18 protein-coding genes are annotated in these 19,881 nt (G+C 60.9%); 15 read left to right on the top strand and 3 right to left on the bottom strand.

Annotated elements, in window-relative coordinates; all coding sequences use genetic code 11:
- Positions 1-70: 70 nt before the first annotated feature.
- The 7 genes from J4E58_RS12120 to ispD all read left to right on the top strand — a co-directional run bounded on the left by J4E58_RS12120 (position 71) and on the right by ispD (position 7,825).
- Positions 71-1,018 (top strand): acetyl-CoA carboxylase carboxyltransferase subunit alpha, encoded by a 948-nt coding sequence (locus tag J4E58_RS12120; RefSeq protein ID WP_007924049.1) that lies wholly within the window; start codon positions 71-73, stop codon positions 1,016-1,018.
- A gap of 119 nt (positions 1,019-1,137) precedes the next feature.
- Entirely contained in the window at positions 1,138-2,466 is a 1,329-nt protein-coding gene (gene tilS, locus J4E58_RS12115; RefSeq protein WP_087091384.1) for a tRNA lysidine(34) synthetase TilS, read from the top strand.
- 274 nt (positions 2,467-2,740) lie between these two features.
- Positions 2,741-4,372: a CTP synthase gene (locus J4E58_RS12110; protein ID WP_087091385.1), complete on the top strand. Its 1,632-nt coding sequence runs from the start codon at positions 2,741-2,743 to the stop codon at positions 4,370-4,372.
- A gap of 5 nt (positions 4,373-4,377) precedes the next feature.
- Complete coding sequence (gene kdsA / locus J4E58_RS12105) at positions 4,378-5,223, top strand: 3-deoxy-8-phosphooctulonate synthase (RefSeq protein ID WP_087091386.1); 846 nt, start codon at positions 4,378-4,380, stop codon at positions 5,221-5,223.
- 157 nt (positions 5,224-5,380) lie between these two features.
- Positions 5,381-6,670, top strand: a complete 1,290-nt coding sequence (eno, locus tag J4E58_RS12100) for a phosphopyruvate hydratase (protein WP_007924041.1) — start codon at positions 5,381-5,383, stop codon at positions 6,668-6,670.
- Between the two features lie 172 nt (positions 6,671-6,842).
- Positions 6,843-7,121: a cell division protein FtsB gene (gene ftsB, locus J4E58_RS12095; RefSeq protein WP_007924039.1), complete on the top strand. Its 279-nt coding sequence runs from the start codon at positions 6,843-6,845 to the stop codon at positions 7,119-7,121.
- Positions 7,118-7,825 (top strand): 2-C-methyl-D-erythritol 4-phosphate cytidylyltransferase, encoded by a 708-nt coding sequence (gene ispD, locus J4E58_RS12090; RefSeq protein ID WP_087091387.1) that lies wholly within the window; start codon positions 7,118-7,120, stop codon positions 7,823-7,825. Before ftsB ends, ispD begins: the two co-directional genes overlap by 4 nt.
- Before the next feature lie 162 nt (positions 7,826-7,987).
- Here the strand turns inward: ispD and J4E58_RS12085 are convergent, their stop codons facing one another.
- The gene (locus tag J4E58_RS12085; protein ID WP_007924036.1) at positions 7,988-8,884 is read right to left on the bottom strand and encodes a LysR substrate-binding domain-containing protein; all 897 of its coding nucleotides are present in this window, start codon (positions 8,882-8,884) and stop codon (positions 7,988-7,990) included.
- A gap of 106 nt (positions 8,885-8,990) precedes the next feature.
- Here J4E58_RS12085 and J4E58_RS12080 point away from each other — a divergent pair, with 106 nt between their 5' ends.
- The 8 genes from J4E58_RS12080 (at position 8,991) to rpoS (ending at position 16,187) form a co-directional block, all read left to right on the top strand.
- Positions 8,991-10,103 carry an S-(hydroxymethyl)glutathione dehydrogenase/class III alcohol dehydrogenase gene (locus J4E58_RS12080; protein WP_007924035.1) on the top strand — a complete coding sequence of 371 codons (1,113 nt, stop codon included), beginning with the start codon at positions 8,991-8,993 and terminating at the stop codon, positions 10,101-10,103.
- A gap of 83 nt (positions 10,104-10,186) precedes the next feature.
- Positions 10,187-11,038 carry an S-formylglutathione hydrolase gene (gene fghA, locus J4E58_RS12075; RefSeq protein WP_162094495.1) on the top strand — a complete coding sequence of 284 codons (852 nt, stop codon included), beginning with the start codon at positions 10,187-10,189 and terminating at the stop codon, positions 11,036-11,038.
- Positions 11,039-11,090: 52 nt separating this feature from the next.
- A complete protein-coding gene (gene ispF, locus J4E58_RS12070) occupies positions 11,091-11,564 on the top strand; it encodes a 2-C-methyl-D-erythritol 2,4-cyclodiphosphate synthase (protein WP_087091388.1) in 474 nt (157 codons plus the stop codon).
- On the top strand, positions 11,561-12,619 hold the full coding sequence (gene truD, locus J4E58_RS12065; protein WP_087091389.1) for a tRNA pseudouridine(13) synthase TruD: 1,059 nt from the start codon (positions 11,561-11,563) through the stop codon (positions 12,617-12,619). The genes ispF and truD overlap by 4 nt, the downstream gene beginning before the upstream one ends.
- The gene (gene surE / locus J4E58_RS12060) at positions 12,607-13,356 is read left to right on the top strand and encodes a 5'/3'-nucleotidase SurE (protein WP_007924030.1); all 750 of its coding nucleotides are present in this window, start codon (positions 12,607-12,609) and stop codon (positions 13,354-13,356) included. Before truD ends, surE begins: the two co-directional genes overlap by 13 nt.
- 41 nt (positions 13,357-13,397) lie before the next feature.
- On the top strand, positions 13,398-14,033 hold the full coding sequence (locus J4E58_RS12055) for a protein-L-isoaspartate(D-aspartate) O-methyltransferase (protein WP_172963011.1): 636 nt from the start codon (positions 13,398-13,400) through the stop codon (positions 14,031-14,033).
- Positions 14,034-14,242: 209 nt separating this feature from the next.
- Positions 14,243-15,076: a peptidoglycan DD-metalloendopeptidase family protein gene (locus tag J4E58_RS12050; RefSeq protein ID WP_007924027.1), complete on the top strand. Its 834-nt coding sequence runs from the start codon at positions 14,243-14,245 to the stop codon at positions 15,074-15,076.
- Between the two features lie 106 nt (positions 15,077-15,182).
- Entirely contained in the window at positions 15,183-16,187 is a 1,005-nt protein-coding gene (gene rpoS, locus J4E58_RS12045; RefSeq protein WP_007924026.1) for an RNA polymerase sigma factor RpoS, read from the top strand.
- Positions 16,188-16,687: 500 nt separating this feature from the next.
- Here rpoS and fdxA read toward each other — a convergent pair whose 3' ends face one another.
- Positions 16,688-17,011 (bottom strand): ferredoxin FdxA, encoded by a 324-nt coding sequence (gene fdxA, locus J4E58_RS12040; RefSeq protein ID WP_007924025.1) that lies wholly within the window; start codon positions 17,009-17,011, stop codon positions 16,688-16,690.
- Between the two features lie 142 nt (positions 17,012-17,153).
- A complete protein-coding gene (gene mutS, locus J4E58_RS12035; RefSeq protein ID WP_009042404.1) occupies positions 17,154-19,733 on the bottom strand; it encodes a DNA mismatch repair protein MutS in 2,580 nt (859 codons plus the stop codon).
- Positions 19,734-19,881: the final 148 nt, after the last annotated feature.

The raw sequence follows: 19,881 nt of genomic DNA, 5'->3' as shown, positions 1-19,881 counted from the left end.
TTAAGGTAGGGCGCGAATAGACAACCGGCCGGCCCAAGCTCTCTTGGACGTCGACCCAAGACGGACGCCTATGAACCCGAATTTTCTTGATTTCGAACAGCCGATCGCCGACCTGCAAGCCAAGATCGAAGAGTTGCGCTTGGTCGGTAATGACAATTCGCTGAATATCGGCGATGAGATCTCCCGCCTGCAAGACAAGAGCAGCACCCTGACCGAGGACATCTTCGGCAAGCTGACCAGCTGGCAGATCGCACGCCTGGCGCGTCATCCGCGTCGTCCGTACACCCTGGACTACATCGAGCATATCTTCACCGAGTTCGACGAACTGCATGGCGATCGCCACTTCTCCGACGACGCCGCGATCGTCGGCGGCGTTGCCCGCCTGGACGACCAGCCGGTAATGATCATCGGTCACCAGAAAGGCCGTGAAGTGCGCGAGAAGGTCCGTCGCAACTTCGGTATGCCGCGTCCTGAAGGCTATCGCAAGGCCTGCCGCCTGATGGAAATGGCCGAGCGCTTCAAGATGCCGATCCTGACCTTTATCGACACCCCGGGCGCCTACCCGGGCATCGACGCCGAAGAGCGCAACCAGAGCGAGGCCATTGCCTGGAACCTGCGGGTCATGGCGCGCCTGAAAACCCCGATCATCGCCACTGTGATCGGTGAAGGTGGTTCTGGCGGTGCGCTGGCCATTGGTGTCTGCGATCAGCTGAATATGCTGCAGTACTCTACTTACGCGGTAATTTCGCCGGAAGGCTGCGCCTCGATCCTGTGGAAAACCGCCGAGAAAGCACCGGATGCCGCCGAAGCCATGGGCATCACCGCCGAGCGCCTGAAAGGCCTGGGCATTGTCGACAAGGTCATTGGCGAGCCGCTGGGTGGCGCGCACCGTGATCCGGCCGCCGCTGCCGCGCTGATCCGCACCGAGCTGACTTCCCAGCTGGCGATGCTCAAGAAGATGGATAACGACACACTGCTGGCGCGTCGTTACGATCGCCTGATGAGCTACGGTCTCTGATAGATCGACGCTCCTTGTAGGGGCGGGCTTGCTCGCGAAATGGGCGCCTCGGCCATTCAGGTCGAGGCTTTTCAGGCATTGCGAGCACGCTCGGTCTCTACTCAGGATCCGCTCCATTCATGAGCCCATTCGATACAGCCCTCACGCAAAAACTGTTGCAACGCCTCCTGCCCTGGCTGGATCGATCAGCCTGGCGCATCGCATTCTCTGGTGGCCTCGATTCCACCGTCCTGCTGCACCTGCTGGCCCAACTCAGGCAGCGACACAGTCTTCCCCCTTTGACTGCCATACACGTGCATCACGGCCTTCAGGCTGCGGCTGACGCCTGGCCGGAGCATTGCCGGGCCCAGTGCGAGGCTTTGGCTGTGCCGTTGCAGGTAGTGGCGGTGCAGGTGCAACCAGGAGCCAGTCTCGAGCGCGCGGCGCGGGAAGCGCGTTATGCCGTGTTCGAAGGGATAACCGGCAGCAATGAGTTGCTGCTGACGGCCCAGCACCGCGACGATCAGGCGGAAACCCTGTTGTTCCGACTGCTGCGTGGGGCCGGAGTCAGGGGGCTATCGGCCATGCCGGCGTCGCGTGCGTTGGGGCAGGGGCATTTGCTGCGGCCTTTGCTCGACGTCTCCCGCGACGAACTGGAGCGTTACGCTCGGGATCACCAGTTGCACTGGATCGACGACCCCTCCAACCAGGACCGGCAGTTCTCCCGCAATTACCTGCGCCATCAGGTATTCCCGTTGCTGACCGCCCGCTGGCCACAAGCTGCCAGCAGCATGGCGCGTAGCGCGGCGCATTTGCGCGAGACGCGGGAGTTGCTGGATGAGCTGGCCATTATCGATCTGCAAGAGGCGGTCAAGGGCGTTGAGTTCGAATGGCTGAGGTTGCCGTCCCTGGCGCTGGCGCCTTTGCTCGGCTTGTCGCAGGCGCGTCAACGCAATGCCCTGAGTCACTGGCTGAGCCGCTTCACGCCACTGCCGGACAGCGATCACTGGGCGGGCTGGCAGACGCTGCGCGATGCCGCGGGCGACAGCCGTCCGGTATGGCGGCTGGGGCAGGGCGAGTTGCAGCGGGCGGCAGGGCGCGTCTGGTGGTTGTCGGATAGCTGGCTGCAACCGGTACTGTCTGCACCGAGTTGGGTCGATACCGCTGCGCCTCTGTCGTTGCCGGGTAATGGTCAACTGCAACTCATCGGTGGCGCGCCGCAAGGACCTTTGCAAGTGCGTTACCGTCAGGGGGGCGAGGTGATGCAATTGCCAGGACGCGGCCACCGCGACCTCAAGCGCCTGCTCAACGAGGCAGGTCTGCCAGCCTTCGTCCGTGGCAGATTGCCGCTGCTGTATCGAGGCGAAGAATTGCTCGCGGTGGCGAACCTGCCAGGTCTTGACGCAAATGCCCATGAAGGTTGGCAATTGTATTGGCAGCCGCCTTCGAGCGATCAAGGTTTGAGCTGAAAGTCCCTTTCCGGTAGACTACGCTCCCTTCTTGATACAACTTCTGTGGATTCGCCTGAATTGCAGGAGTTGCCGATTACCAAGCAGTCTTTGCTGGGCGATTCCAAAAAATGTGTAGCGAGCAACGTACCGGTGTTTTCTCTTCCGGTCTGTCCCAACGCGGCGGTTTTTTTGAAAGGTGCACTGTGATTAATGCAGGTGATCGGGGGCTTCGGCCTTCCTTCGCTTTCCCCGGCGGCTCGGACCGCTTTAACGCAGACTTCTAGGGTTTTTCATGACGCGCTACATATTCGTCACGGGCGGTGTTGTTTCTTCATTGGGGAAAGGCATTGCCTCGGCTTCATTGGCGGCCATCCTGGAGGCGCGGGGACTTAAGGTCACCATGCTCAAGCTGGACCCGTACATCAACGTCGACCCGGGCACCATGAGCCCGTTCCAGCACGGTGAAGTGTTCGTCACCCACGACGGCGCCGAGACCGACCTGGACCTGGGCCACTACGAGCGGTTCATCCGCACGACCATGACCCAGAACAACAACTTCACCACCGGTCGCGTCTACGAGCACGTGCTGCGCAAAGAGCGCCGTGGTGACTACCTGGGCGCCACCATCCAGGTGATTCCGCACATCACCGACGAGATCAAGCGCCGCATCATCAAGGGCGCCGGCGATGCCGACGTGGCCCTGGTAGAAATCGGCGGCACCGTGGGCGACATCGAGTCGCAACCGTTCCTCGAGGCCATCCGCCAGCTGCGTGTCGAAGTCGGTTCCAAGCGCGCGATGCTGATGCACCTGACTCTGGTTCCGTACATCGCTACCGCTGGCGAGACCAAGACCAAGCCAACCCAGCACTCGGTGAAAGAGCTGCGTTCCATCGGCCTGCAGCCTGACGTGCTGATCTGCCGCTCCGACCATCCGGTGGATGTGTCCTCGCGTCGCAAGATCGCGCTGTTCACCAACGTTGAAGAGCGCGCGGTGATCTCCCTGGAAGACGTCGACACCATCTACAAGATCCCGGCCGTGCTGCACGCCCAGGGTCTGGACGATTTCGTCGTCGAGCGTTTCGGCCTGCAATGCAACGGTGCCGATCTGTCCGAGTGGGAAAAAGTGGTCGACGCCAAGCTCAACCCCGAGCACGAAGTCACCATCGCCATGGTCGGCAAGTACATGGAGCTGCTGGACGCCTACAAGTCGCTGATCGAAGCGATGAGTCACGCCGGCATCACCAACCGCACCAAGGTCAACCTGCGTTATATCGATTCTGAAGACATCGAGAACCAGGGCACCGCGCTGCTTGAAGGCGTCGATGCGATCCTGGTGCCAGGCGGCTTCGGTCTGCGTGGCGTGGAAGGCAAGATCACCGCCGTCCAGTACGCTCGCGAAAACAAAGTGCCGTACCTGGGTATCTGCCTGGGCATGCAAGTGGCCGTGATCGAGTTCGCTCGTAACGTCATGGGCTGGAAAGACGCCAACTCCACCGAGTTCGATCGCGCCAGCGGTCACCCGGTCGTCGGCCTGATCACCGAGTGGGCTGATGCCACCGGTGCCGTCGAAACCCGTACCGAAGCCTCCGACCTGGGCGGCACCATGCGTCTCGGCGCTCAGGAATGCCTGCTCGAAGCTGGCTCCAAGGTGCACGATTGCTACGCCAAGGACGTGATCGTCGAGCGTCACCGTCATCGCTACGAAGTGAACAACAACCTGCTGCCGCAGCTGATCGACGCCGGTCTGAAGGTTTCCGGTCGCTCCGGCGATGGCGCGCTGGTTGAAGTGGTCGAGGCGCAGGATCATCCATGGTTCGTCGCCTGCCAGTTCCACCCTGAGTTCACCTCGACCCCACGTGACGGCCATCCGCTGTTCAGTGGCTTCGTCAAGGCGGCTTTGGCTCAACACCAGAAGAAGGCGTAACCCCGATGGCACAGAAGATCATCCGCGTCGGCGACATCGAGATTGCCAACGACAAGCCCATGGTGCTGTTCGGCGGCATGAACGTGCTGGAAAGCCGTGACATGGCCATGCAGGTCTGCGAAGAGTACGTGAAGGTCACCGAAAAACTCGGTATCCCTTACGTGTTCAAGGCCAGTTTCGACAAGGCCAATCGGTCTTCTGTGACCTCTTATCGTGGTCCTGGCCTGGAAGAGGGCATGCGCATCTTCCAGGACATCAAGCAAGCCTTCGGTGTGCCGATCATCACCGATGTCCACGAGCCGTACCAGGCCGCGGTCGTCGCCGAGGTCTGCGACATCATCCAGCTGCCGGCCTTCCTGTCGCGCCAGACCGACCTGGTGGTCGCGATGGCCAAGACCGGTGCGGTGATCAACATCAAGAAAGCCCAGTTCCTCGCACCCCAGGAAATGAAACATATCCTGAGCAAATGCGAGGAAGCGGGTAACGATCAGCTGATCCTCTGCGAGCGTGGTTCGAGCTTCGGCTACAACAACCTGGTGGTGGACATGCTCGGCTTCGGCATCATGAAGCAGTTCGAATACCCGGTGTTCTTCGATGTGACCCACGCGCTGCAAATGCCCGGTGGTCGCGCCGATTCGGCTGGCGGTCGCCGTGCCCAGGTCACCGGCCTGGCCAAGGCCGGCATGAGCCAGTCCCTGGCCGGCCTGTTCCTGGAAGCCCACCCGGACCCGGACAACGCCAAATGCGACGGTCCATGCGCCCTGCGCCTGGACAAGCTCGAACCTTTCCTGGCCCAGCTCAAGGCCCTGGACGAACTGGTTAAGAGTTTTCCGACGGTAGAGACCGCGTAAAACCGATTTCTCCGGTAAAGTACCGCACGATTAATTGCTCAGGCCCGCGGGCCTGAGCCTTATCGTCCGCAAGTCTGCCTCCTGTTCCCTGCTTGCCGACGGTAAAGAGATTCCCTTCAGCTGCGTCGTTTTCGTCAACTTTGGAGTGTTTACAACAATGGCAAAAATCGTCGACATCAAAGGTCGTGAAGTTCTCGACTCCCGTGGCAACCCCACCGTCGAAGCGGACGTGCTTCTCGATAACGGCATCATCGGCAGCGCCTGCGCGCCGTCCGGTGCCTCCACCGGCTCGCGTGAAGCGCTGGAGCTGCGTGATGGCGACAAGAGCCGTTACCTGGGCAAGGGCGTACTGAAGGCCGTAGCCAACATCAATGGTCCGATCCGTGACCTGCTGCTGGGTAAAGACCCAAGCGACCAGAAATCCCTCGATCAGGCGATGATCAAGCTGGACGGTACCGACAACAAGGCCACCCTGGGCGCCAACGCGATCCTCGCCGTTTCCCTGGCCGCGGCCAAGGCAGCAGCACAGGACCAGGACCTGCCGCTGTATGCGCACATCGCCAACCTGAACGGCACACCGGGCGTCTACTCGATGCCGGTGCCGATGATGAACATCATCAACGGTGGCGAGCACGCCGATAACAACGTCGACATCCAGGAATTCATGGTGCAGCCGGTTGGCGCCAAGTCCTTCTCCGAAGGCCTGCGCATGGGCACCGAGATTTTCCATCACCTCAAGGCTGTGCTGAAAGCCCGTGGCCTGAGCACCGCCGTGGGTGATGAAGGTGGTTTCGCGCCGAACCTGGCTTCCAACGAAGACGCTCTGAAAGTGATCTCCGAAGCCGTGGCCAACGCCGGTTACAAGCTGGGCACCGACGTGACCCTGGCTCTGGACTGCGCAGCCAGCGAGTTCTTCGAAGACGGCAAGTACAACCTGTCCGGCGAAGGCCAGGTGTTCACCGCTGAAGGTTTCGCCGACTACCTGAAAGGCCTGACCGAGCGTTACCCGATCATCTCCATCGAAGACGGTCTGGACGAGTCCGACTGGGCTGGCTGGAAGATCCTCACCGACAAGATCGGCGAGAAGACCCAACTGGTGGGCGACGACCTGTTCGTGACCAACACCAAGATCCTGAAAGAAGGCATCGACAAGAAGATCGCCAACTCGATCCTGATCAAGTTCAACCAGATCGGCACCCTGACCGAAACCCTGGAAGCCATCCAGATGGCCAAGGCTGCCGGTTACACCGCAGTGATTTCGCACCGTTCCGGCGAAACCGAAGACTCGACCATTGCCGACCTGGCCGTGGGCACCTCGGCTGGCCAGATCAAGACCGGTTCGCTGTGCCGTTCCGACCGCGTGTCCAAGTACAACCAATTGCTGCGTATCGAAGAGCAATTGAATGGCAAAGCCAAGTACAACGGCCGCAGCGAGTTTCGCGGTTAAGCGGTAGATGGTACAAAGACACCGGATTGGGTCAGAAAAATCGCATCAGCGAGATTTTTGCCACTAATCTGATGCCTTAAGAGCACAAGCCTGGTTCTTCCAGGCTTCGTGCTGTCAGTAGGTTCGAAGTTGTTGGCATGGCTGTCTTTTTTCACTGGATACCCGATATTCGATGCGCAGTCCCAATTGGTTGTTCCTCGTCTTGCTCTTGCTGCTGGCTGGCCTGCAGTACCGCCTCTGGGTGGGGAATGGCAGCTTGGCGCAGGTAACCGACCTGACTCAGCAAATTGCCGATCAGCGCGCTGAAAACGAGCGCTTGCTGGAGCGCAATCGTGTACTCGACGCGGAAGTCATGGAATTGAAGAAAGGCATGGAGACCGTGGAAGAGCGGGCTCGTCATGAACTGGGCATGGTCAAGGAGGGCGAAACCCTCTACCAGTTGGCCCAATGATCCAGTCGTTACCGGCCTTCTGGGCCGTGATTCCTGCCGCGGGCGTCGGTGCCCGCATGGCCGCGGACCGTCCCAAGCAATACTTGCAACTGGGCGGGCGCACTATTCTCGAACACAGCCTCGGCTGTTTCCTCGACCATCCTTGCCTGAAGGGGCTGGTGGTCAGCCTGGCGCTTGACGATCCTTACTGGCCGACCCTGGCCTGTGCCCATGACCCAAGAATTCAGCGGGTCGAAGGCGGTGCGGAGCGTTCCGGATCGGTCCTCAATGCCTTGCTCCATCTGCATGCCCAGGGCGCTGCGGATGAAGACTGGGTGCTGGTTCACGATGCCGCACGGCCGAACCTGTCCCGTGATGACCTGGACAAGCTGCTGAGCGAACTGGCGGATGACCCGGTGGGCGGCCTGCTCGCGGTGCCGGCCCGTGACACCCTGAAGCGGATCGACAAGCACGGACGGGTGCTGGAAACCGTGGACCGCAGCCCGATCTGGCAAGCCTATACGCCGCAGATGTTCCGTCTTGGCGCCTTGCATCGCGCCTTGGCCGACAGCCTGGTGGCGGATGTGGCGATTACCGATGAAGCGTCGGCGATGGAATGGGCCGGCCAGGCGCCACGCCTGATCGAAGGGCGTTCGGACAACCTCAAGGTGACCCGTCCGGAAGACCTGGAGTGGCTGCGCCAGCGTTGGGCCAATCGCCGCTGAGCGTAGCTTTTCGCGGGCCCCTGTAGCCGCTGCCGCAGGCTGCGAACGGCCCGGAACGGGACGCGTTTTTTGTAGTCGTCATGTACTTCAAGCCGATCGACCGCGTTGTCCGCTATGACGGGTATTGCGTAGCCGATCGCAGCCTGCCGCAGCGGCTACGGATCAATCCTTGTACTCCGGCCGTTTGGCCAACCCCTCCTTGAGATAGTCCACCAGCTTGCGCACCTTGGGCGACAGATGCCGTTGTTGCGGATACAGCGCCCACACCGCGGTATTCGGCGGCTGATGCGCCTCGAGCAGGGAAATCAGGCTGCCCTGATGCAAATGCTCCAGCACGTAATAATCCGGTAGCTGGCAGAGGCCAACCCCCTGTAGCGCTGCATCCAGCACGGCCTGCCCGCTGTTGCAGCGCCAGTTGCCTTGCACCCGCTGGGAGAACTCGCGGCCGTCCTGCTCCAGCTGCCAGATGTCCGAGCTGCCGATCAGGCAGTTGTGGCGACTCAATTCCGACAGGCTGTGGGGGCGGCCGTAGCGTTCCAGGTAGGACGGCGAGGCGCAGAGGTACATGCGGCGTGGCGCCAGGCGGGTCGCCACCAGTCGTGAGTCCTGCAGGCGACCGAGGCGAATCGCCAGGTCCAGGCCCTCGTGCACCAGGTCCAGGGGCCGGTTACTCAGTTCGATATCCACCCGCAGTTGCGGATAAAGCCCCATGAAACTGGTGACCAGCGGCACGATAAACCGCTCGCCGTAAGCCACCGCACAGGTCATGCGCAGCATGCCCTTGGGCTCGCTGGTCAGGTCGCCGACGGCGCGCAATGCCTCTTCGCGCCCGTCCTGCAGGCGCTGGCAATGCTGCAAGAACGTCTGTCCGGCCTCGGTCAGGGTCACTCGGCGGGTACTGCGATACAGCAGGCGGGTCTGCAGCCGTTCTTCCAGGCGGACGATCTGCCGGCTGATATGGGAAGACGACACCCCGAGGCGCTCCGCGGCGGCGGTGAACTGGCTGCACTCGGCCACGGCGACGAATTCGTCGATGCCTTCCCAGCGGTTCTCGTTCATGGTGATTATCCCTGTACAGCAATAATGTTTTGCTTTTGTCCGGATTATTCATCGTCAGGCGCTGTTTTACACTCCCTGTCTCGTTTTTATTCGCTGGAGACCCTGGATGATCAAGTCGCGCGCTGCCGTTGCCTTCGAGGCCAAGAAACCCCTTGAGATCGTTGAAGTCGATGTCGCCATGCCCAAGGCTGGCGAGGTGTTGTTGCGGGTCGTCGCTTCCGGCGTGTGCCACACCGACGCCTACACCCTGTCCGGCGCCGATCCGGAAGGCATCTTCCCGTCGATCCTCGGTCACGAAGGCGGTGCCGTGGTCGAGGCCATCGGCGAGGGCGTGACCTCGGTGGCCGTGGGCGATCATGTGATCCCGCTGTACACCCCGGAATGCGGCAAGTGCAAATTCTGCCTGTCGGGCAAGACCAACCTGTGCCAGGCGATCCGCGCCACCCAGGGCAAGGGCCTGATGCCGGACGGCACCACCCGTTTCTCCTATAAAGGCCAGCCGATTTTCCACTACATGGGCACCTCGACCTTTTCCGAGTACACCGTGTTGCCGGAAATCTCGGTGGCCAAGATCCCTAAAGAAGCGCCTCTGGAAAAAGTCTGCCTGCTGGGTTGCGGCGTCACCACCGGGATCGGCGCGGTGATCAATACCGCCAAGGTCAAGGCCGGCGATACCGTGGCGATCTTCGGTCTGGGCGGCATCGGCCTGTCGGCGGTGATCGGTGCCGTGAAAGCCAAGGCTGGCCGGATTATCGCCATCGACATCAACCCGGCCAAGTTCGAGATCGCCAAGCAGCTGGGCGCCACCGATTGCGTGAACCCGAAAGACTTCGACCGGCCGATCCAGGAGGTCATCGTCGACATGACCGACGGCGGCGTGGACTTCTCCTTCGAGTGCATCGGCAACGTGCAGCTGATGCGTGCCGCACTGGAGTGCTGCCACAAGGGTTGGGGCGAGTCGGTGATCATCGGCGTGGCCGGTGCCGGCCAGGAAATCTCCACCCGTCCGTTCCAGCTGGTTACCGGGCGCGTCTGGCGCGGTTCGGCATTTGGTGGCGTGCGTGGCCGCTCCGAGTTGCCAAGCTATGTGGAAATGGCCCAGAGCGGCGAAATCCCGTTGGATACCTTCATCACCCACACCATGGGGCTGGAGGACATCAACAAGGCCTTCGACCTGATGCATGAAGGCAAGAGCATCCGTACCGTCATTCATTTCTAAGGAGCAGTGGCAAGCTGCAAGCCGGAAGCTGCAAGAGCGATCACCGCCAACTTGCAGCTTGAAGCTTGAAGCCTGCAGCTGAAATGCCCATGAGTCTGGAAAACCTGTCCTGCCAGAAAAGCTTCGGCGGCTGGCACAAACGCTACAAGCATCATTCCGAGGTGCTGGGCTGCGACATGGTGTTCGCCGTGTACCTGCCGCCGCAGGCGGAGCAGGGCGGCAAGCTGCCGGTGCTGTACTGGTTGTCCGGCCTGACCTGCACCGACGAGAACTTTATGCAAAAGGCCGGTGCCCAGCGTCTGGCTGCCGAGCTGGGATTGATCATTGTCGCGCCGGATACCAGCCCGCGTGGCCCTGGCGTGCCGGGCGACCCGGATGGCGCCTGGGACTTCGGTCTGGGGGCCGGGTTCTATCTGAATGCCACCCAGCAGCCCTGGGCCGAGCATTACCGCATGCATGACTATGTGGTGCAGGAGCTGCCGGCATTGGTCGAGGCGCATTTTCCGGCTTCGGACAAGCGCGGCATCAGTGGGCACTCCATGGGCGGCCACGGTGCTCTGGTCTGCGCGTTGCGCAATCCGGGGCGCTACCAGTCGGTGTCGGCCTTCGCACCGATCAGCAACCCGATGGATTGCCCGTGGGGGCAGAAAGCGTTTTCCCGTTACCTGGGCGAAGAGCGCTCCCGTTGGCGCGAATGGGATGCCAGCGTGCTGATCCAGGAAGCCAGCGAAAAGCTGCCGTTGCTGGTGGACCAGGGCGATCGTGACGATTTCCTGGCCAATCAGCTCAAGCCCGAAGTGCTGCAACAGGCGGCGAAAGCCGCCGGTCATCCGCTGACGTTGCGTCTGCAACCCGGCTACGACCACAGCTATTTCTTCATCGCCAGCTTCATCGGCGACCACCTGCAGCATCATGCGCGCGCTCTGAGCGGCTAATGTCCGCCAAAGCAGGTAGAATCACGCCCTGACTCAATCAGGGCGTTTTTTTATGCGTATTGGCCACGGCTACGATGTGCACCGTTTCGCTAAAGGCGATTTCATCACTCTGGGCGGCGTGCGTATTGCACACAGCTTCGGGCTGCTCGCCCACTCCGACGGCGACGTGCTGTTGCATGCTCTGAGCGATGCCTTGCTGGGTGCTGCCGCACTGGGCGACATCGGCAAACATTTCCCGGACACCGATCCGCAGTTCAAGGGCGCCGACAGCCGAGTGCTGTTGCGTCATGTCGTCGCACTGATCCATGCCAAGGGCTGGAAGGTCGGCAACGTCGATAACACCATCGTGGCCCAGGCGCCGAAGATGGCCCCCCATATTGAAACGATGCGCGCGCTGATTGCCGCGGATCTGCAAGTCGAGTTGGATCAAGTGAACGTCAAGGCCACCACCACCGAAAAGCTCGGTTTCGTCGGGCGCGAAGAAGGCATCGCCGTGCATTCCGTTGCCTTGTTGCTGCGCGCATGAACGAACTGCAACTGTTGGGCCCACGGGCCTATGGCGAAGCCCTGGGTAGCGCGGTACTGAAGGCCACCGCCGAAGACTTCCAGGTCGACGAAGTCCTGGACATTCCCCTGACCGGCGAAGGCGAACACCTGTGGTTGTGGGTGGAAAAGCGCGGCCTGAACACCGAAGAAGCGGCGCGGCGGATTGCCAAGGCCGCGGGTGTGCCGCTGCGCACCGTCAGCTATGCCGGCTTGAAGGATCGCCAGGCGCTGACCCGGCAGTGGTTCAGTGTGCAGTTGCCCGGCAAGGCGGATCCCGATCTGTCGGCGGCTGAAAACGACACGCTGAAGATCCTCAAGCTGATCCGCCACAAGCGCAAGCTGCAACGCGGCGCCCATGCGGCCAACGGCTTTACCCTGCGCCTGACTGAATTGAAGGCAGACAAGGCGGGGATCGAGGAGCGCCTGCAATCGATCGTCAAACACGGCATCCCCAATTATTTCGGCGCCCAGCGTTTTGGCCATAACGGCGGTAACCTGGTCGATGCCCGCGATTGGGCCGCCCGCAAGGCCTTGCCGGAGCAGCGCAATGTACGTTCGCGGCTGCTTTCCACCGCACGCAGCTATCTGTTCAACCGGGTACTGGCGGCGCGCGTGGCCGATGGCAGTTGGCAACGGGCCCAGGTCGGCGACCTGCTGGCCTTCACCGACAGCCGCAGTTTTTTCCCGGCCGGCGAAGCCGAATGCAGCGATCCGCGCCTGGCCATCCTCGACTTGCACCCGACCGGCCCGCAGTGGGGCGAAGGCGAATCGCCGGCCGCCGGGGCGACCCAGCTGCTGGAACAGCAGGTGGCTGCCGACGAAGCGGATCTGCGCGATTGGTTGATTAAAGCCGGAATGAGCCACGAACGTCGCATCCTGCGGCTGCCCATTGGCGGGTTGACGTGGCATTATCCCGAGCCTGACATTCTGCAACTGGAATTCGTCCTGCCGGCCGGATGCTTCGCCACCGTATTGGTGCGTGAACTCGTCGATCTGGTGCCGGTGGGGCAGACGGACAGCCCATGCGTATTCTGATTTCTAACGACGATGGTGTAACAGCACCCGGTCTCGCCGCGCTTCATGCTGCGCTGGCGGATTACGCCGAGTGCGTGGTGATCGCCCCGGACCAGGACAAAAGCGGCGCCAGCAGCTCGCTGACGCTGGACCGGCCGTTGCACCCGCACACCTTGAGTAACGGTTTCATCAGTATCAATGGCACCCCCACCGATTGCGTGCACCTGGGCCTCAACGGGCTGCTGGAACGCGATCCGGACATGGTCGTGTCCGGAATCAACCTCGGGGCTAACCTGGGTGACGACGTGCTGTATTCCGGCACCGTCGCCGCGGCCCTGGAAGGGCGTTTCCTGAACCTGCCGGCGTTTGCCTTTTCGTTCGTTTCGCGTCAGGTGGACAACCTGCCGACGGCTGCCTATTTCGCCCGCAAACTGGTCGAGGCCCACGGGCAGCTGGATCTGCCACCACGTACCGTGCTGAACGTGAACATTCCCAATCTGCCCCTTGATCATATTCGTGGCATTCAGTTGACTCGCCTGGGCCATCGCGCCCGGGCGGCGGCGCCGATGAAGACGGTCGACCCGCGCGGCAAGGCCGGTTATTGGATCGCGGCGGCGGGGGACGCCGAGGACGGCGGCCCGGGTACGGACTTCCACGCCATCATGCAGGGCTATGTGTCGATCACGCCGTTGCAGCTCGATCGCACCTTCAATGATGCCTTCAGAAGTCTTGATGGCTGGCTGGAGGGGCTGCGCTGATGGCTCGCGAGCAGGACGATTTGTTGCGTCGCGGTATCGGGATGACTTCCCAGCGTACCCGTGAGCGCTTGATCCAGCGTCTTTACGATGAAGGCCTGTCCAACGCCCAGGTACTGGAAGTCATTCGGCGTACACCGCGGCATCTGTTCGTCGACGAGGCCCTGGCGCATCGCGCCTATGAAGACACGGCCCTGCCGATCGGGCACAACCAGACGATCTCGCAGCCTTATATGGTGGCGCGCATGAGCGAGTTGCTGCTGGCGGCTGGCCCGTTGGACAAGGTGCTGGAGATCGGCACCGGGTCGGGTTACCAGACGGCGGTATTGTCACAACTGGTGGAGCGGGTGTTCTCGGTCGAGCGCATCAAGGTGTTGCAGGATCGGGCCAAGGAGCGTCTGGTCGAGCTGAACCTGCGCAACGTAGTATTCCGCTGGGGCGACGGCTGGGAAGGCTGGCCGGCGCTGGCGCCGTACAACGGGATCATCGTGACGGCGGTCGCCACCGACATCCCCCAGGCCCTGCTGGACCAATTGGCGCCCGGTGGCCGGATGGTGATTCCAGTCGGTGCCGGCGAAGTGCAGCAACTGATGCTGGTCATTCGTGAGGAGCAGGGGTTTTCACGGCAGGTTCTCGGCTCGGTTCGCTTCGTTCCCTTGCTCAACGGGCCATTGGCCTGAGCATTTGTTTGGAACGGGTGAATTCTGTTTGATCGGCTTGGTCTTACAGCTTGATCAATCGGTTAAGTAACCTTGAACCCTGATCGATATGCTGATGCCTGCCGATTTCGCTTTGCCGGGAATAAAGCGTGGGTGGCCGGTTATACTTGCGACATTTCATGCCTGAGCCAGGCACTAATTATCTTCAACCACCACAAAGGGAGCGGCGGGTGAGTCTCACAGTCATTGCGCAGCGTATGGGTACAACAAGCTTTCAGCGACTGGTGATTGGCCTTGTCTTGAGTTCTCTGTTGGTCGGCTGTTCGAGCAATAAGTCGAGCAGCGCCCGGGTCGTCGATCGCACCAGCGCGGTACCGCAGCGCCCGACGGTGACCACGGGGCAATACACGGTTCGTCGCGGCGACACCCTGTTCTCCATCGCCTTCCGTTATGGCTGGGACTACAAGGCCCTGGCCGCGCGCAACAATATTGCCGAGCCGTATACCATTCACCCGGGGCAGACCATCCGCTTCGACGGCCGCTCGGGTTCGGCCCCGACAGCCGTGGTTACAAAGTCGGCTTCCAGTGCATCTTCTTCAAGTAAAACCACGGTAATTCGTCGTCCGGCAGGGGCCGCGCCAACGATTGCGAGCCAGCCCGCGCCGGCTCCATTACCGCCTGCAGGCCCCGCGCCAAAGGGCTGGGGCTGGCCTGCGAACGGTATTCTGATTGGAAAATTCTCTTCAAACGGTAGTTTGAATAAAGGCATTGATATCGCCGGGGATTTGGGACAGCCTGTTTTAGCTGCGTCTGATGGGACGGTGGTTTACGCCGGGAGTGGCTTAAGGGGCTACGGCGAACTGGTCATCATCAAACACAGCGATACCTACGTCAGTGCTTACGGCCACAGCCGTAGGCTGTTGGTTCGGGAGGGGCAGCAGGTCAAAGTCGGACAGACAATTGCCGAAATGGGATCAACTGGTACAGACCGGGTGAAACTGCACTTTGAGATTCGCCGACAAGGTAAACCTGTAGATCCGCTGCAATTCCTGCCACGTCGTTGATCCGTTACCAAGCCTGTTCCGTCACGTAGAGGGAACAGGTTCCAGCGTTGCCAAGGATAAAGGCGTCGCTTGAGCCTGAGGTCGAACTCACCAAAGGACTATAACAATGGCTCTCAGTAAAGAAGTGCCGGAGTTTGACATCGACGATGAAGTTCTCCTTATGGAGACGGATATCGCCACTGATTCGATGTCGAATGAGGGATCTGCTGTACCTTCAGTTCGTGCCAAATCCAAACACTCCGCTTCATTGAAACAACACAAATACATTGATTACACGCGAGCGCTCGACGCGACGCAGCTGTATCTCAATGAAATCGGCTTTTCCCCATTGCTCTCTCCGGAAGAAGAAGTTCATTTTGCGCGTCTGTCGCAAAGTGGCGATCCGGCCGGGCGCAAGCGCATGATTGAAAGCAACCTGCGTCTGGTGGTGAAAATCGCCCGACGTTATGTCAATCGTGGGCTTTCGCTGCTGGACTTGATCGAAGAGGGCAACCTCGGTCTGATCCGGGCGGTGGAGAAGTTCGATCCAGAGCGCGGTTTCCGCTTCTCGACCTATGCCACCTGGTGGATCCGTCAAACCATCGAACGGGCAATCATGAACCAGACCCGGACTATCCGGCTGCCGATTCATGTGGTCAAAGAGCTCAACGTCTACCTGCGGGCAGCACGGGAGCTGACACAGAAACTCGACCATGAACCCTCCCCTGAAGAAATCGCCAACCTGCTGGAGAAACCGGTAGGTGAGGTCAAGCGCATGCTGGGCTTGAACGAGCGGGTTTCTTCAGTCGACGTCTCGCTGGGTCCGGATTCGGATAAAACCCTGCTGGACACCCTCACCGACGATCGTCCTACCGATCCGTGCGAGCTGCTGCAGGATGACGACCTGTCGCAAAGCATCGATCAGTGGCTTTCCGAATTGACCGACAAGCAGCGTGAAGTGGTGGTTCGCCGCTTCGGCTTGCGCGGCCACGAGAGCAGCACCCTGGAAGATGTGGGCCTGGAGATCGGGCTTACCCGAGAGCGGGTACGCCAGATCCAGGTCGAAGGTCTCAAGCGTCTGCGTGAGATCCTCGAGAAGAACGGCCTCTCCAGCGAGTCGCTGTTCCAGTAACGGCACGAGCGATCCTGCCGTGAAAAGCCCCGACACGTTCGGGGCTTTTTATTGGGTAATCGATAGGAGCCAGATGAAATAGGCAGGCGCGCGTTCAATAGCTGAAAGAGCATGTAAGTAAAGGCTGACTCTTTCGTAAGTGTTCGGTTTTTATGCGGTATGAAAGTTGTCCGTTTGATCTGAGGTTTTTAGTTATCTTATTGATTTATAACGACTTATTTTAATGTTTAGAACAATGTCCGACACGTTTTCTACCTGTCAGTGCCATTGCTCTGTCATGGAAACTCTCTAATATCAGCCCTGTGTCGACGGATAGACACAGCCATCAAGGATGATGGTCAGGACATCGCAGGACGCGATTCATCAGGACGATGAAAAGGAACACAGGGACTAGGGAAAAAAGGTGGGCGGGTCATACCGCCCCTTTTTTTGCCTGTGTAAAAGTGAATCCGGAACAGCAAAAAGGCCCGCAACGGGCCTTTTTGGGGAACGCGAGGTAATCAGCGTTCGAGATCCTTGATCTTGCCTTTGACGCCATCCCACTCTTCGGCATCGGGCAGGGAATCTTTCTTTTCAGTGATGTTGGGCCAGATCTCGGCCAGCTCAACGTTCAACTGAATGAACTCCTGCATCTCTTCTGGAACTTCGTCCTCGGAGAAGATCGCTACAGCGGGGCATTCAGGCTCGCACAGCGCGCAATCAATGCACTCATCCGGGTGAATCACCAGGAAGTTCGGGCCTTCGTAAAAGCAGTCCACCGGACAGACTTCTACGCAGTCGGTGTACTTGCACTTGATGCAGTTGTCGGTGACGACGAAGGTCATTTCTAATTCTCTCCTCAGGCGGCGGCAGCGGAGCCCCTTCAGGACGGGGTCGCCAGGTTCGGGAGCGATAGTCTGCGGACCAGGCTAATAGTCCGCAGCATCCCAAACCGCGCGAGATTCTAACAGCTTGAAAGCATCAGCGTTAGATGCGTGTCTTCAATGTATAGAGCATTTCCAGTGCCTTGCGCGGGGTCATGTCGTCCAGATCGAGCTTGGCCAGGTCATCGAGTACCGGGTGCGGCAGGCTGGCGAACATGTCGCTTTGCTGCGGGACTGAAGGCTTGCCCGCTACCGGAGACGGCGCTTCATGGGGCAGGCTGGTGGTCTCCAGGCGACTCAGGTGCTCGCGGGCACGGACGATCACATCGCTCGGAACCCCCGCCAGCTGGGCCACGGCCAGGCCATAGCTCTGGCTGGCAGGACCTGGCAGCACGTGGTGCAGGAACACGATGCGTTCGTTGTGCTCGGTGGCATTGAGGTGCACGTTGGCCACCAGCGGTTCATTTTCCGGCAGGACGGTGAGCTCGAAGTAGTGGGTGGCGAACAGGGTGTACGCCCGCAGCTGGGCGAGACGTTCTGCCGCAGCCCAGGCCAGGGACAGACCATCGAAGGTACTGGTGCCGCGACCCACTTCGTCCATCAGCACCAGGCTGCGCTCGGTAGCGTTATGCAGGATGTTGGCGGTTTCGCTCATTTCCACCATGAAGGTGGAACGACCGCCGGCCAGGTCGTCACTGGAGCCGATCCGGGTAAAGATCCGGTCCACCAGAGACAGCTCGCAGCTCGCTGCCGGCACGAAGCTGCCGATATGGGCCAGCAGCACGATCAGCGCGGTTTGCCGCATATAAGTGGATTTACCACCCATGTTCGGGCCAGTGATCACCAACATCCGGGTCTGATCGTCGAGGCTCAGGTCGTTGGCCACGAACGGCGTGGTCAGGACCTGCTCGACCACCGGGTGGCGACCCTGGGTGATGCGCATGCACGGCTCGCTGACGAAGCGCGGGCAATTGAGGTCGAGATTCAGCGCTCGCTCGGCCAGGTTGCTCAGCACGTCCAGCTCAGCCAACGCCCCCGCGGTGTCCTGCAGCGGCGGCAGGTGACCGATCAGGGTCTCCAGCAAGGCTTCGTAGAGCATCTTCTCGCGGGCCAGGGCGCGGCTCTTGGCGGATAGCGCCTTATCCTCGAAGGCCTTGAGCTCCGGAGTGATGAAGCGTTCGGCGCCCTTGAGGGTCTGGCGCCGGATGTAGTCCGCCGGGGCCTGTTCCGCCTGTTTGCTTGGCAATTCGATGAAGTAGCCGTGAATCCGGTTGTAGCCGACTTTCAGGTTGGCCAGGCCGGTACGGGCCTTTTCCCGGGCTTCCAGGTCGATGAGGAACTGGCCGGCGTTTTCGCTCAGCGATTGCAGCTCGTCCAGCTCGGCGTCGTAACCGGTCTTCAGCACGCCGCCATCGCGGATCACCGCTGGCGGGTTGTCGATGATGGCTTTCTCCAGCAGCGCGGCCAGTTCCGGGTAAGTGCTGGTGGTCACGGCCAGTTGGCTCAGGTGCTCGGCCTCGAGTTCGGTCATCGCCACTTGCAGTTCCGGCAGCGCCGCCAGGGCATCACGCAGGCGCGCCAGGTCGCGGGGGCGGGCGTTGCGCAGGCCGATACGGGCGAGGATCCGCTCGATGTCGCCGATTTCCTTGAGCTGCGGTTGCAGCCTTTCGAAACGGTAACCGTCCAGCAGGCAGCCAATCGAAGTTTGCCGCGCCTGCAGGACTTTCAAGTCGCGCAGCGGGCGGTTCAGCCAGCGGGTCAGCAGGCGGCTGCCCATGGCGGTCTGGCAACGGTCGACCACCGACTGCAGGGTATTGTCGCGGCCGCCGGCGAGGTTGGTGTCCAGCTCCAGGTTGCGCCGGCTGGCGCCGTCGAGCACCACAGTGTCGTCCAGGCGCTCGTGACGCAGGCTGCGCAGGTGGGGCAGGGCGGTGCGCTGGGTTTCCTTGGCATAACTCAGCAGGCAACCGGCGGCGCCGATGGCCAGGGTCAGGTTCTCGCAGCCGAAACCCTTGAGGTCCTGGGTGGAGAACTGCTGGCACAAGCTCTTGTGGGCCGAGTCGCGTTCGAAGTCCCAGGGCGCGCGACGGCGCACGCCACGGCGTTTTTCCGCCGGCAGGCCTTGCGGCCAGTCATCCGGGATCAACAGTTCCACCGGGTTGATGCGTTCCAGCTCGGCCAGCAGGTTTTCCCAGCCCTTGATTTCCAGGACCGTGAAATTGCCACTGGTGATGTCCAGCACCGCGAGACCGAATAAACGCTCGTCGCCCAGCACCGCCGCGATCAGGTTATCCCGGCGTTCGTCGAGCAGGGCCTCGTCGCTGACGGTCCCCGGGGTGATGATCCGCACCACCTGGCGCTCCACCGGGCCCTTGCTGGTGGCCGGGTCGCCGACCTGTTCGCAGATCACCACCGACTCGCCGAGCTTCACCAGCTTGGCCAGGTAACCTTCGGCGGCGTGATAAGGAATCCCGCACATCGGAATCGCCTGGCCAGCCGACTGCCCGCGCGCGGTCAGGGTGATGTCCAGCAACTTGGCGGCCTTCTTTGCGTCTTCATAGAAGATTTCGTAGAAGTCGCCCATGCGATAGAACATCAGCTGGTCAGGGTGCTGGTTCTTGAGGCGCCAGTACTGCTGCATCATCGGCGTGTGGGAGGACAGATCGGTGAGCGCTTTATTCATCGGGTCGTCAGGTTGATTCGTTGAAAGGGTGGGCAAAAGCAGAGGGCATGGGCCCGGCTTTTTCGCGATGGGCGCAAGGTTACCATGGGCGGTCCGACCTTCGCAGGGATGAACCCAGCAGGATTTCGGGTGTTTTATGCATGAATAT

This window comes from Pseudomonas sp. FW305-25, assembly GCF_017351415.1.
GTDB classification, from domain to species: domain Bacteria; phylum Pseudomonadota; class Gammaproteobacteria; order Pseudomonadales; family Pseudomonadaceae; genus Aquipseudomonas; species Aquipseudomonas chlororaphis.
Note: the sequence above shows the minus strand (reverse complement) of the source record. Positions and strands in the feature narration are given on the sequence as shown.

Coding starts and splice junctions, on each gene's coding strand:
- J4E58_RS12120 (WP_007924049.1), top strand. CDS start 71: ATGAACCCGAATTTTCTTGATTTCGAACAGCCGATCGCCGACCTGCAA.
- tilS (WP_087091384.1), top strand. CDS start 1,138: ATGAGCCCATTCGATACAGCCCTCACGCAAAAACTGTTGCAACGCCTC.
- J4E58_RS12110 (WP_087091385.1), top strand. CDS start 2,741: ATGACGCGCTACATATTCGTCACGGGCGGTGTTGTTTCTTCATTGGGG.
- kdsA (WP_087091386.1), top strand. CDS start 4,378: ATGGCACAGAAGATCATCCGCGTCGGCGACATCGAGATTGCCAACGAC.
- eno (WP_007924041.1), top strand. CDS start 5,381: ATGGCAAAAATCGTCGACATCAAAGGTCGTGAAGTTCTCGACTCCCGT.
- ftsB (WP_007924039.1), top strand. CDS start 6,843: ATGCGCAGTCCCAATTGGTTGTTCCTCGTCTTGCTCTTGCTGCTGGCT.
- ispD (WP_087091387.1), top strand. CDS start 7,118: ATGATCCAGTCGTTACCGGCCTTCTGGGCCGTGATTCCTGCCGCGGGC.
- J4E58_RS12085 (WP_007924036.1), bottom strand. CDS start 8,884: ATGAACGAGAACCGCTGGGAAGGCATCGACGAATTCGTCGCCGTGGCC.
- J4E58_RS12080 (WP_007924035.1), top strand. CDS start 8,991: ATGATCAAGTCGCGCGCTGCCGTTGCCTTCGAGGCCAAGAAACCCCTT.
- fghA (WP_162094495.1), top strand. CDS start 10,187: ATGCCCATGAGTCTGGAAAACCTGTCCTGCCAGAAAAGCTTCGGCGGC.
- ispF (WP_087091388.1), top strand. CDS start 11,091: ATGCGTATTGGCCACGGCTACGATGTGCACCGTTTCGCTAAAGGCGAT.
- truD (WP_087091389.1), top strand. CDS start 11,561: ATGAACGAACTGCAACTGTTGGGCCCACGGGCCTATGGCGAAGCCCTG.
- surE (WP_007924030.1), top strand. CDS start 12,607: ATGCGTATTCTGATTTCTAACGACGATGGTGTAACAGCACCCGGTCTC.
- J4E58_RS12055 (WP_172963011.1), top strand. CDS start 13,398: ATGACTTCCCAGCGTACCCGTGAGCGCTTGATCCAGCGTCTTTACGAT.
- rpoS (WP_007924026.1), top strand. CDS start 15,183: ATGGCTCTCAGTAAAGAAGTGCCGGAGTTTGACATCGACGATGAAGTT.
- fdxA (WP_007924025.1), bottom strand. CDS start 17,011: ATGACCTTCGTCGTCACCGACAACTGCATCAAGTGCAAGTACACCGAC.
- mutS (WP_009042404.1), bottom strand. CDS start 19,733: ATGAATAAAGCGCTCACCGATCTGTCCTCCCACACGCCGATGATGCAG.